Annotated in this window: 11 protein-coding genes; 8 read left to right on the forward strand and 3 right to left on the reverse strand. The window is 34.7% G+C overall.

All coding sequences use genetic code 11. The features are described 5' to 3' along the window. Window positions 1-62 precede the first annotated feature (62 nt). The gene (locus CYAN7822_RS04415; protein WP_013321039.1) at window positions 63-1,115 is read right to left on the reverse strand and encodes a glycosyltransferase family 2 protein; all 1,053 of its coding nucleotides are present in this window, start codon (window positions 1,113-1,115) and stop codon (window positions 63-65) included. Window positions 1,116-2,471: 1,356 nt separating this feature from the next. Between CYAN7822_RS04415 and CYAN7822_RS04420 the strand changes: the two genes are divergently transcribed. Genes CYAN7822_RS04420 through CYAN7822_RS04430 form a run of 3 tightly spaced genes read left to right on the forward strand, consistent with a single transcriptional unit; the run spans window position 2,472 to window position 4,833 of the window. Beyond that, window positions 2,472-3,806 (forward strand): glycoside hydrolase family 5 protein, encoded by a 1,335-nt coding sequence (locus tag CYAN7822_RS04420; protein WP_013321040.1) that lies wholly within the window; start codon window positions 2,472-2,474, stop codon window positions 3,804-3,806. A 23-nt stretch (window positions 3,807-3,829) separates the two neighbouring features. Then, complete coding sequence (locus tag CYAN7822_RS04425; protein ID WP_041933131.1) at window positions 3,830-4,369, forward strand: hypothetical protein; 540 nt, start codon at window positions 3,830-3,832, stop codon at window positions 4,367-4,369. Then, on the forward strand, window positions 4,366-4,833 hold the full coding sequence (locus CYAN7822_RS04430) for a hypothetical protein (RefSeq protein ID WP_013321042.1): 468 nt from the start codon (window positions 4,366-4,368) through the stop codon (window positions 4,831-4,833). Before CYAN7822_RS04425 ends, CYAN7822_RS04430 begins: the two co-directional genes overlap by 4 nt. 458 nt (window positions 4,834-5,291) lie before the next feature. Here CYAN7822_RS04430 and CYAN7822_RS04435 read toward each other — a convergent pair whose 3' ends face one another. Beyond that, window positions 5,292-5,768: a type II toxin-antitoxin system VapC family toxin gene (locus tag CYAN7822_RS04435; protein WP_013321043.1), complete on the reverse strand. Its 477-nt coding sequence runs from the start codon at window positions 5,766-5,768 to the stop codon at window positions 5,292-5,294. After that, entirely contained in the window at window positions 5,769-6,566 is a 798-nt protein-coding gene (locus tag CYAN7822_RS04440; protein ID WP_013321044.1) for a hypothetical protein, read from the reverse strand. Window positions 6,567-7,122: 556 nt separating this feature from the next. Here CYAN7822_RS04440 and CYAN7822_RS04445 point away from each other — a divergent pair. The 5 genes from CYAN7822_RS04445 to CYAN7822_RS04460 all read left to right on the forward strand — a co-directional run bounded on the left by CYAN7822_RS04445 (window position 7,123) and on the right by CYAN7822_RS04460 (window position 12,042). After that, a complete protein-coding gene (locus CYAN7822_RS04445; RefSeq protein WP_013320643.1) occupies window positions 7,123-8,133 on the forward strand; it encodes an ATP-binding protein in 1,011 nt (336 codons plus the stop codon). A 26-nt stretch (window positions 8,134-8,159) separates the two neighbouring features. Further along, on the forward strand, window positions 8,160-10,742 hold the full coding sequence (locus CYAN7822_RS04450) for a S8 family peptidase (RefSeq protein ID WP_013321045.1): 2,583 nt from the start codon (window positions 8,160-8,162) through the stop codon (window positions 10,740-10,742). A gap of 245 nt (window positions 10,743-10,987) precedes the next feature. Next, on the forward strand, window positions 10,988-11,299 hold the full coding sequence (locus tag CYAN7822_RS37470; protein ID WP_013321046.1) for a hypothetical protein: 312 nt from the start codon (window positions 10,988-10,990) through the stop codon (window positions 11,297-11,299). Window positions 11,300-11,362: 63 nt separating this feature from the next. Continuing rightward, window positions 11,363-11,722, forward strand: a complete 360-nt coding sequence (locus CYAN7822_RS04455; protein ID WP_013321047.1) for a type II toxin-antitoxin system RelE/ParE family toxin — start codon at window positions 11,363-11,365, stop codon at window positions 11,720-11,722. After that, entirely contained in the window at window positions 11,719-12,042 is a 324-nt protein-coding gene (locus tag CYAN7822_RS04460) for a helix-turn-helix transcriptional regulator (protein WP_013321048.1), read from the forward strand. Before CYAN7822_RS04455 ends, CYAN7822_RS04460 begins: the two co-directional genes overlap by 4 nt. Window positions 12,043-12,150: the final 108 nt, after the last annotated feature.

Here is a 12,150-nt window from a genome sequence, read left to right on the forward strand (position 1 = left end):
ATGGCTAATTGGAAAAAATGTCTTAAACTTTGTTCGAATAAATAGAACAGATGAAGTTGAGTTTAATGACTAGAGGATTCTATTGATTTGTAAAATTTACTTTGCTCTTGTCCAATTTTAATTTTTTGTAAATATCCGGTGATTTTTAAAGCAAGTAATTCGAGTTGAGGATAAGTTGAGGAGGGTAAAAAATTGAGTAAATAGGCAGCAAATAGAGTTAAAACAGTACGACTAGGTTCATTAATAATAATTCTCCAATCGCTTAAAAGAGCGCGATTAACTAATTTCACAGCCATTTGACCATCTTTTAAGCGTACAGCCCGACGTGCCAAATAACGCAGTTGATAGGCTCTGGCTTGATGTTCCCATTTGTTCACAACATCTGGAGTTTGGGGGCGATGTTTTTCGATCAACTTTTCCCATGAGTCTAGTTGAGGAAGGATATTAGCAGAAAGACCTTGAGTATTAACTCGATAAAGAGTTAAAGCATCGGGAATCCCTTCAATTTTCCAGTGAGTTTGCGTAACAATACGAAACCAGCATTCAATATCTTCTGATTGACGGAAACTTTCATCAAAATAAAAATCTTCCTCTTGTCCATAAAGGTTCTTTTGGAAGCGAATAGCATTAAAAACTTTTCGACGAATCACAGGGGCTGAACCATTGCCAATCGGATTGCGGCATAACAGATGTTCTGGGGTAATACCAGTTAATTTTGGCATTTGATAAACCCCGATATATTCTCCATTTTCATCAATAAAACGAGAACGACTAAAGCTAACCCCCACCTCGGGATTATTTTCTAAATGTTCAATCTGGAGAGTTAGCTTTTCTGGCAACCAAAGGTCATCAGCATCTAAAAAAGCTAAATACTCCCCTTGGGCGTGACGAATTCCTGTATTACGCGCACCCGCTAATCCCCGATTTTTCTGATGAATAATTTTGATCCGAGGATCGTTAAATTGTTGGCAAATTTCAATACTGCGATCCGGGGATTCATCATCAACAATAATAATTTCGAGATCACAATAGGTTTGAGCTAAAACTGACTCAAGAGTCTGCTTAATATAAATTTCAGCATTGTAGGTAGGTATAATAACAGAAACAAGCTTCATGTTTTTAAATTCTAGAAATAATTACTAAAAGAAAACTATCTTTTTAACCTTATTTTATTAATAACTGATTTGTGGCTCAGAGGGTTGTGATCTAAATCACTTATCTAAGTGAATGATATAAATAATGCTGACTAAAAAATACCGTTTAAACACTTAATTTTTATCAAAAAAAATATTGAATAATAATTTATTATCGGTTTTCCGTAAGTTATATTTACTTATTATTTTTGTAATAGTAATTAATTTTAATGACTATCCAAATTGTTTGAATTGCTGAAAAATGACATAAATTCTTAGATAATCTAAATATTTAGCAAAATTTCACAGATGAGCTTTTAAGCAGAAGTTTTTACTTTTTTTTGGAAAAATTATTAAAACTTTACCAAAAAAATTAAATTTTACCCAAAAAATATGATTAGTATAAGTCATCGCAGGACAAAAAGTTTATAAATTAATAAGAGCAATTTACGGTTAAAACAAATTAATACATATTTTTCACAATAAAAGAAAAACTTATTTATATTTATGTTTTTAGAGGATTATGTTTTAATTTATTTGATTAAAATTAATTTTTATTGATGAGTTTGATTAAAAAACAGGGCAGTAGTCTCCTACTCAGATCTTGCACCTGTGTCTAATGGTATTGGTGAGGGTAGGGTGTGGGGTGTAGGGTATGGGGCGTAGTGGAAGTAGGGGCCCAAAAATAATAAAAAAGGAGAGCGTTAATCATAAGACTGCGAACAAGAGCTTCATAATTGTACAATCTCTTTAATTTTTCTATTCCCTACACCCCACGATGCTCCGCGCTACGCACAGTCGCTTGTGCTAGGAGGTCACCCGACAACGGCACTCAACATAGCGAGGTTTTCTCGCCATCCGTGCCTCCCCCACACCCGCTCTCAACAGGAAAATTGGTTGGTGCAAGATCTGAGTCCTAGGGAGCAGGTCAAACTCACAGAACTTTTGTACTAATTTAACGCTCCTTTCTGTATTTCAGACTATTCCTATTCAACATAATATAGATTTTCTTCAAAATTGTCAGGCGCAAGATAAGAGAAACTCATCATTTTAAAATCGCTATAATCACTGATATGATTGACCCTAAATTAAGAGTTATTTAATCATCTCTTCTGTATTTTCTACCTGTTCAATTAAAAAAAAATGCTAGATAATAAAAGCTGAGGATTTTAAAACCGACAAAGATCCTTCTCATTTTTTAGATAAAATTTGCTCAAAATATCAATATTTTTATATTTTAGGAAATTTTGTGACATTTAATTCCTAATTTTTGACATTTTCAGCTTTTGCCCGCTTCTAAATTGTCTAAAATCAAATTAAATTAAAAATCGTTAACAAATGACTTTTTTAAATCAAAATAATCCTAATTTTCAAGTTTTAGAGACGAAAATTTATACTCCCGATGGACAAGAATTTATTATTAAAGGAACCAATATGTTTGCTTGGGAGGGAACCTCTAATGTCAATTCTTATCTAAATAATTGGGGATTTAACACGATTAGAGTTCCGAATTACCTATTGGGCACTTATAATCAGCCTAATCCGGCTTTAAATAAATATGCCAGCGACCATCGGATTGTTGATGCTTTTACCAGTCAGAGGGCAGTAGTAATTTTTGATGCTCATGATCGCATCGGCTGTTATTATACGGGCAATGATTTTGAAATTCTCAAAAATTATTGGCGGGATATGGCGCGAGAATTTGGTAATAATCCCTATGTTTGGTTTAATTTACAAAATGAGCCAGGAAATGGTTGGGCTAATCCTAGTCAATGGGTAAGTTACCACCGTGAATTGATTGATATTATTCGCTCCCAAGGTGCTAACAATCTGATTATCGTTGACGGAGAAGCTTGGGGTCAAGATTACCGGACGCAAACGATTCCTAACCACGCTCTCGAAATCATGGAAGGTAACGAAAATATTCTCTTTTCAATTCATGCTTACGATCAGTGGAATGGACAAAATATTGGTCAATACTTTGATATCTTACACAACCAGGGCATTCCTATTATGGTTGGTGAATATGGCTCGGAAAATGCAGGACGAAATACTTTAGATGCTACTCGCCGCATGATGGAAGCCGTTCAACAACGCGAGATAGGTCGAATCGTTTGGGTGGCTAAAGCGAATGATGCTAACGATCTTACCTACGGGCCTGGAGGCAACGCTGAGTATTTTAATGGCACTAATTCAGAAATTCTGACCAGTTTAGGAAACATTGTTTGGACAGATTTGCAAAGGAGAGAAGATTTAGAACAATATTCAGGTGGCTTCATAACAAGTTTTTCTGAAACTGGGACTGAAAATATTTTCGCTCTGAACTCCCCTCAGAGCAATATTAAGAATGCTTTCAACGACTCTCAGCTTTTAGTCGAAGATTTGAAAAACGATAACCTCATGGGTAATAATGATATTAATCACTTTGTTATAGCTCCAAACTTCCAAGTTAATACAAATGGTGGCTTTGAAGATAATCAAAACCAAAATATAATTCAGTTATTAGACCCCATAAAATTGGGTATTTTAGACAATTCATCTGAAATAAGCAATTATCGTGATAATATTTTTAATAACTATTTGATTGAGCCACAGTTGATTAATCATACTAATATTAATTTCCTTGCGTCCACGAAATTTTTTTTAGCTAAACTTCGTTTTAATTTGTTATAAACCTATCACAATAAGTAAAATTAATGTTGGTTACAATTAAAAAATATCAGAACTTATTTTTTTTCCTTTTAATCCTTTTTATGAGTTATACTTTACTAGGAGAATTTTTTTATTTGTATCAAGTTAATAAATTAATTTGGCAAACAACTATTATACAAATTTTATATCTAAGCTGGTCAGGGACAGGAGCAATCTTTTTGGTGATTTTTGGGATTAGTGCTGTTATTTGGCTAGGAGTTTATAAATTATATAGCTTTCAAACTTTTGCTGTTTTAGAAAAAGTAGGTTGGACAAAAAAATTGTCTATTATTTTGTATAATTTTCATATTCATAATCATAATTATAATCATTTTACTCCTACTGTTCAAGTAGCAGTATGGGCTATTATGTTTTTTTGTGTTTGGGGATTAGCAATAACCGTTGCTTTAATTCATGGCTTCACTCACCATATCTTGTCTAAATTCCGGTTAAAGCAAATACAAATTTTTTTTATACTTACTTTCTTGGCTTTGCTAGGTTTACAAATTGGAACAATCTTTTTAATGAAACTTCAAAATTTATGAAATCTAATTTTTCTAACAGTAAAAAAGAGCTATCTCAGCAAAATTTTAGCGAAGAAACCAAAAATTCTGACTACTATCTTCAATTTATTGACTCTAAAATGCTTAATAGTTTTACCCCAGAACAATTGGAGACTGTTAGGCATTTAATAAACTTAATAATTTTTCGTTCTTCGCCTAAAATTGTTGATTTAAGGTTTACTGTCGATTTAATTTTTATTCGTTATTTTTTTGTTTTTTTAGTTGGAAAAGATAGACGTAATCAAAAAAGAAATTATATTCCTGACCCTGTAAGTCGTTGGGGAAATTTAATTACTGTTGTATTTATTATTATTAGTTTTAATTTGTTGATTAGTAGCTCTATCCTTTTAGGGGCATATTTAGTTAAATCTTTAATAGGAATCAATCTTTTCCCTAAGCATTTTCATCAGACCGTTCAAGAATTCATATTGAATGGCAAAAAATAAATCCTGAGTATTTTGAAAATATAAATCAAAAATCAGTAATTATACTATTATAAATGTAGAAAAGAAAAATTAGAGTTAAACCAATAGTCAAAAGAAATATTAACAAAAAAAATCTTAAAAGTAACATTTTTTCGTTAATAGATTTAAAGTAATATTTTTGTGGCTTTTTGTTTTTAAGTTTTGGAATAGTTATGTTTAAAATTTTAATTGATTCTTGAATATTCTGAAATCTTAGTTTTTTTGTTTAAGCTTTGCTTTTTTTTCTTGTTTAGATTGAATTTTAAAAAAGCCTAAAGCAGCTTTGTGATGATAACCATTGCAGCATTCTTGTTTGTACTAACAATCGTAATTGGGAGCAGTTGGTAGCCTGGATATACAAGGCTGTTCTATCATAAAAATAGTTAAAATTAAAACTTAAAAATGCTTTAATTTAACTTTTTAAAACAATTTCTTCTTATTTAAAAGAAGTGTTTCTTGAATAGACGCTTTTGTTTTAAATGCACCGGATGGACGGCAGTAATCCCCTCGTAGTAGTCAAAATCCTCATAGTCGAACGTCAGGATATGGGTTAAGTCGTAAACAAGCATATTGGCAACCAGACGGGTGTCGTAAACTTGTCTTCCCTCGACTCCATAAGTATTGATCAGTCTCTCCCATTCTTCATAGATCTCTATCTCTGGTCTTCCTTTTAATAGACGAAATAATTGCTTGATACGCTTAATTTCCCTTAGAGCCTCGGCTGCGGTATGTCCCATTCCATTTTTTTCCACTGGACGACTGTAAACGCTCAAAAATTCCGTCAGATTCTGCGGCACGACATAGCATGGGACTTGATATTCTTGTAAAATATCGATCGCGTCAACAGCTTCTTGATAGAGGAGATCTTCGGAGTCAATTGAGTGTACCAGTATATTAGTATCCATTAGAAAACGCATTTAAAATCTCTCCTCATAAATATTTTCTCGTCTTATCGCTTCATTACTGAGAGGAGGCCCTGGGTGAACTTGACCGGCAGCCCATTCCCGCAAAGCTCTTGACCATTCCTCGTGAGTAGCCGTTTCGTAAAGGGGCGCTTCTTCCTCCTGTGGTTCAAGTTGGGCTAGTCCTACAATCGTGTTAGACCAATCAGCTAGAGTATGATATAAAGACACCATCGCCCTTCTTAATTCATTCGACCTGGATCTGTTTGAACCGAACAATTTCCAGTTAGCCATTAAAGCTTTTAATCGATCGAAGTGAATAAATCTGTGAGGTTTTCCCCTATTTTGCAGCATTTTTAGGAAAGTAAGTAACAAAAAACCCAGGAGCGTAAATATAGAAGGATTAGCAAAATTTATACGCTCGACCATCTCAAAGCCTTCCTTGATTTCTTGAGCCACTATTTTTAAAGTTTTTTTGTCAAAGTCAGTCAAAATTTTCCAATGTTTGACAATAAATTCCTTATGTCTCAGAAAAAATTGATTAAGAGAGGTTGGATCATTAATTTCTCGACTGTTGGGATTGTATCCCTGTAACAAAATGTTTTTAATCGCCGCATACTCCTCGCGGACTTCGGAGCCATATTTGTCCCAATTGATTTTTTCAATTGACTTGTCCCTTCGCCACTTGGCAGGGGCGGCTCTTGAGCGAAAGCGGGGTGAAATTTTAGGATAATCGGCAGTTTTAGCGACATAATCTGAAAATATATCCAGTTTGTTTAATAAAGTGCCAAAATCTACTACTTGGCTACTCATAAGCTTGCTAACTAATGGATTGATCTTAATTAGTAATTTTATACTAAAATTCAAAAATTAGGTACTTTTATATGTAATTTTTTAGTGTTTTTTCTGATACATTAAGTGGATTTTTAAAACGATAACATCTCAAGAATGGATGATATTTAGAAAAGTTTGTAACTAACTTTTTACCTAATCGCTCTGAGCATTTATTTTTAGGGGTGTGGCTGTTCTAAACAAATTTGATAAATTTTTTCTAATATAAATTGAGGATTTATTGATGGGTTTGTTATGCTAAAAAGAGCATTGTGATCTGTTTGGTTATAGAGATTTCTTTTTTAGCCAGAGCTTTATGAAAATATTGAGGAATTTAAGCTTCAAGAGCTTCGCCAAAAGCACTAATCACCCAATGAATGCTTACTGTAGGCTATAATGTAGAGCCTTTATTAACCTTTTTTTTCCTATAGGATGTAAAATTATGTAACTTTTGTTGGTCGATGGAATTACAAAGAGCGATTTTAAGTGTATGATTATTTATAGTACATATATACCAAAACAATGCTAGATAGGCACAATGAAGGCTGAACTCCTTAAAAGGTTGTTTCGAGCGATCGCTAGTTCTGATCCAGAAGCGCTCGACAAATTGACGTGCCTAGTTATAGAAGAGGAGCGCAGCAAAGGTCATACAGCCTTAGCTCAACAGTTAGAGAATATTAAGAGTAAAAATAAACAAGAAAAGCCTACTTCCAGTAGTCAGACACCACTTTCAACCCCGGAGACAACGCTACAGGATCTTCAGTCTCTACCGACCAGTAAACGTTTTAATCTTCCCTTGGTAACTTTTGTTCCTAGGGAGAAACTACGCCACCACATGATCTTGCCTGTAATGGTAGAGAAGCGTTTTCAACGTATTGAGCGTGAGTATGCAGCAAGAGATAGACTAGCTCATCATGGACTACGTTATCGACAAAAGATTTTATTATATGGTTCTCCTGGGTGTGGTAAAACTCTCGGAGCAGAGCGTTTAGCTTGGAATACAGGACTGTCACTCTTGAAAGTTCGGTTTGATGCAATGGTATCGTCTTTTTTAGGTGAGACGGCCAGTAATCTAAGATTAGTTTTTGAAAAAGCTTCAGAATCTCCATGTCTACTATTTTTAGACGAATGTGATGTTATAGCCAAATCACGGGAAGATACTCAAGAGGTAGGAGAAATCAAACGAGTGGTTAATACATTTCTTCAAATTCTTGATGAGTATGAACCCAATTCTGGATTATTAGTAGCTGCTACCAATCTCAATAAATCACTTGATACTGCTCTTTGGAGACGATTTGATGATGTTATAGAGATTCCCAAACCTGGAGAAGCTGAGTTAAAATTTATAATAAAACAAACGTTATCAGCTATTGATGTTGGAGTTATTAATTGGGATGCTATAGTGCAAGACATGAAGGGATTTTCTGCGGCTCAAGCTGTTCGAGTCGCTCAGGATGCAGCTAAAAGAGCAATTCTTGAACGAGAAGAGTTAGTCATTCAAGAGCATTTAGAAGACGCTATCCAAGAAATTAAAGTGTCTTTTAGTTAAAAAATAAATAAGATAGAAAAAACTCAATGGTTGAACGATCTAAGGACTATTCTCATATTCCCCTCACACTAACAATACAAGGAACAGCTAAACCTTCACGCCCACCAAGATCTAATCCTAGATCATTAGCTAATTTGGGTAATCGTCAGGCACATGGCACTAAACTAAAAGCTAATGTGGACGCAATATTTTTCTCTTGGCAAGAAGAGGAAGAAAAAAGAGACGAAGAGGGTAAACCTAAACTCCCCAATGCTCGACGAGTTATTTTACAAATTGATCCAGACGCTTTTGATCCAGACAAATTAAAAAGCTATGGAATAGAGGTTATTGCTGAACTAGAAGATGGGTATATTATCGGTGCTTCAGCAGATTTAGAACTAAGTGCTTTACAGAAAAAAATAGAACAATTTATTAAAGAAGAGCGCGGGGGAGGTACAGTTGCTGAAATTTGGGAGCTTATAGAAGGATATAAAAAACCCGAATTAATTGTATCCCCTGAATTATGGCAACATTGGGATAAAGTTAAAGATGATCAAATATATACAGTTGATGTAAGCATTGCTTGTTTAGGACTTAAAGCTAAACTCTCTGATTACCCGAAACGTAAAACTAATGAAACTGATGAACAATTTCAAGCTAAAGTTAATCGCTGGATAAATAAGCGAGATCTTACCGATGAAGATTGGAATGAAGAAAAATCAATTAGAGAAGAAGAATTAACCGATTTTGTTCTCAATTATCAAGGAGAAATTTTATCTATAGTAGATGGAGAAACTACTAAATATTCTGAATTACCTGATAGTTTTTCTTGCCGGATTAAAATTTCAGGCAAAGGATTAAAAGATTTAGTTAGTAACTATCCTTATATTTTTGAAGTTAGTGAACCAGATGAGTTTCTTGAATTGATTCAGCGCCAAGGTTTAGCTGATGCTGAAAGCCCCTCTTTTCAATTAGACCCTCCAGATAACGATGCCCCAAAAGTCTGCATTATAGATAGTGGAATTCAGGAAAGACATTCTCTTCTAAAAGCAGCTATTGATGGAAATAATTCCCGCTCTTGGGTTCCTGACGAAGATAATTTAACGGCTGACTATGTGAAGAAGGGAGGACACGGAACAAGGGTAGCTGGTGCGGTTCTTTATCCTAACACAATACCTCGGAGTGGAAGAGAACAAGCTATTTGCTGGCTACAAAATGCTAGAATTCTTAATTCTGATAATCAACTTCCTAAAAAACTTTTTCCACCAATTATTATAGAAGATATTGTTAATATTTATCATTTAACAGGAACAAGACTTTTTAATCATTCAATTACTGGATCTGTCCCTTGTAGAACTCAATATATGAGCGCTTGGGCAGCTATAATTGATCAACTTACATGGAAAAACGATATTTTATTGATTGTTGCTGCGGGTAATATACCTATAGATAACAGAATAGGGCAGACAAGATTATCAATACAAGAACATTTGGCAGCCAATCGGTCTTATCCCAATTATTTACTTGAAGACTCTTGTAGAATTGCTAATCCTGCTCAAAGTTTTCAAGCTTTAACAGTGGGTTCAGTATCACATAACTTTTATAATCAATCCTCTTTAACTTCAATAGCACAACCGCATCACCCTTCCGCTTTTTCCTGTTCGGGATTTGGAATTTGGGAGAGTATTAAACCAGAAGTTGTTGAATATGGAGGTGATTTAGTTACCGATGGAAATATACCCCCTAATCTGACTCATCCAAAAGAAGTGTGTCCTGAGTTAGTGCGCTCAACTTTACATGGTGGATCTGCGATCGCATCTGATACCATTGGAACTTCATTTGCAGCACCAAAAGTTACTCATATTGCTGCTCGTCTTGCTGCTCAATTTCCTCAAGAGAGTTGTTTGTTGTACCGTGCGTTAATTGTGCAGTCTGCCCGATGGCCAGAGTGGGCAATGGCAGATGATGTAGATAAATTAGGAGTAATCCGTTCTTTTGGTTACGGTATTCCCAATCTAGAGCGAGCCAGTCGTAATTCTCCTAACCGTGTTACCTTATATACGAAAGGAGAACGGAAAATAGAAGCAAGACTTGCTCATATTTATCAAGTCAAACTTCCAAAAAAACTCATTTCTCCTGGAGAAGATTTTCAAATTTTATTAGAAGTAACTCTTTCTTATAAAGCGCAACCCCGTCGAACAAGACGTAATCGGAGAAGATATCTTTCAACTTGGTTAAATTGGGAATGCAGTAAGATAGGAGAAGATCCTCAGCAATTTTTAAAAAGAGTATTGGACAAATATGAGGCTCCCGAAGACACAGAAAAAGGGCAAGGAATCTTTAAGTGGATGCTTGGGACACAAAAAAATTATGGAATAGTTAAAGGTGTTTCCAGAGGTTCAGGGACTATTCAAAAAGATTGGACAATAGTCAACTCCTACGAGCTTACAGAAGCGTTTTGTATTGCGGTAGTGGGTCATGAAGGCTGGAACAATGATCCAGATGCTTATGCTCCCTATTCTTTAGTAGTCAGTTTTGAAGCGCTTAGGGCTGAAATAGAAATTTATACAGAAATTGCCCAAGTACAAGTACAAGTGCCGATTGAAGTTGAACAAGAAGTACAAATTTAGGCGATTTAACTTAATCGAGGAATTTCTGATTTAATGAAGATCAATATCGTGTTTGAGGAGTAGCCATAGATGTAAGTGATCAAATATCACGCACATCCAAAAAAGCTTTACCCTGCAATCTTTTGAGTCCAAATGAGCCTATTCAAGAATCTAAGCTACGCGCTCCCAATCGAAAGCAGAAAATAATATCTTGAGCCAAACAATTATAAGTTAAAGTATAAAATAAAAAAAAAGACTATTAATTAATGAATTTTTCGTTACTTTTGCGGTTTTTCTTGTCAGTTTGGGGGCAAGTTTGTTCTTATAGAGTTAATTACTGTATTGCGTGGTATGTTTTTTCTCTTCTCCACATCTGTCTGCGTCAGATTAAGGGAGATCTCGTCGGGGGTCGTGTTAGCACAACTCCCGGCGTTGTTTTTTTACGGATAAGAAACGCACTCGCGCAAGCGCGAGATCCCTTTGGAATCGCCGAACAGTTGAGGACAGATTACAACGATATCAACAATATCAGTCCAGAAAGGTGGCCAGATAAGCGATTAATCGCTATTAACGAGTAAATGAAGCTTGAATATAATCCTTCCCTATTTAAAATTGATTATACTAACATCATGAATGAATAAATGACTTGGAACGTTGAATATACCGATGAGTTTGGCAACTGGTGGAATACCCTTACTGAAAAAGAACAAAACGATATTGTTGGTATCGTTAATCTTTTGGTGGAGAAAGGAACTGATTTACCGTTTCCTTATTCTTCAGGGATTAATAATTCTAAATATTCGCAAATGCGAGAGCTAAGAGTCCAAAGTAGCGGTAAACCTCTAAGAATTTTTTATGCGTTCGACCCCAGACGAACAGCTATTTTATTAATAGGTGGGGATAAAACCGGAAATGATCGATTTTATGAGCAATATATTCCCATCGCTGATCAACTTTATCAAATATATCTTCAAGAACTTGAACAGGAAGGTTTAATATGAGTGGGCATCATAAATTTTCTCAATTAACCAAAGATTTTTCTGAAGAACGGCAAGCAGAAATTAATCAAAAGACTGCTTATCTTAAAACCGCAATAGCCATTCAGGAACTAAGGCAAGCTCTCCAATTATCTCAACCGGAATTAGCCAATAAACTTAATATTCAAGAACCAGCTATCACGAGTATGGAAAAACAAACAGAGATTTATATTAATCATTTACGTCAAGTTATTGAATCAATTGGAGGTGAATTAGAAATTGTAGCCCGTTTTCCGGAAGGAGAAATTAAAATTAATAATTTTAGTGAAATCACAAAGATTTAAACAAAATTAACTTATAACAGTGTAGAAGCATTAATTCAACTGGCTCAACCTCAGTAGGTTGATTTGAAAAGACTGATTGAATTTGAATAACAGTCAGTCAATTTATTT

It is taken from the genome of Gloeothece verrucosa PCC 7822, from assembly GCF_000147335.1.
GTDB classification, from domain to species: domain Bacteria; phylum Cyanobacteriota; class Cyanobacteriia; order Cyanobacteriales; family Microcystaceae; genus Gloeothece; species Gloeothece verrucosa.

Bases quoted from the DNA above. Each gene is read 5' to 3' on its own strand.
- CYAN7822_RS04415 (WP_013321039.1), bottom strand. From the start codon at position 1,115: ATGAAGCTTGTTTCTGTTATTATACCTACCTACAATGCTGAAATTTAT.
- CYAN7822_RS04420 (WP_013321040.1), top strand. From the start codon at position 2,472: ATGACTTTTTTAAATCAAAATAATCCTAATTTTCAAGTTTTAGAGACG.
- CYAN7822_RS04425 (WP_041933131.1), top strand. From the start codon at position 3,830: ATGTTGGTTACAATTAAAAAATATCAGAACTTATTTTTTTTCCTTTTA.
- CYAN7822_RS04430 (WP_013321042.1), top strand. From the start codon at position 4,366: ATGAAATCTAATTTTTCTAACAGTAAAAAAGAGCTATCTCAGCAAAAT.
- CYAN7822_RS04435 (WP_013321043.1), bottom strand. From the start codon at position 5,768: ATGCGTTTTCTAATGGATACTAATATACTGGTACACTCAATTGACTCC.
- CYAN7822_RS04440 (WP_013321044.1), bottom strand. From the start codon at position 6,566: ATGAGTAGCCAAGTAGTAGATTTTGGCACTTTATTAAACAAACTGGAT.
- CYAN7822_RS04445 (WP_013320643.1), top strand. From the start codon at position 7,123: ATGAAGGCTGAACTCCTTAAAAGGTTGTTTCGAGCGATCGCTAGTTCT.
- CYAN7822_RS04450 (WP_013321045.1), top strand. From the start codon at position 8,160: ATGGTTGAACGATCTAAGGACTATTCTCATATTCCCCTCACACTAACA.
- CYAN7822_RS37470 (WP_013321046.1), top strand. From the start codon at position 10,988: ATGAATTTTTCGTTACTTTTGCGGTTTTTCTTGTCAGTTTGGGGGCAA.
- CYAN7822_RS04455 (WP_013321047.1), top strand. From the start codon at position 11,363: ATGACTTGGAACGTTGAATATACCGATGAGTTTGGCAACTGGTGGAAT.
- CYAN7822_RS04460 (WP_013321048.1), top strand. From the start codon at position 11,719: ATGAGTGGGCATCATAAATTTTCTCAATTAACCAAAGATTTTTCTGAA.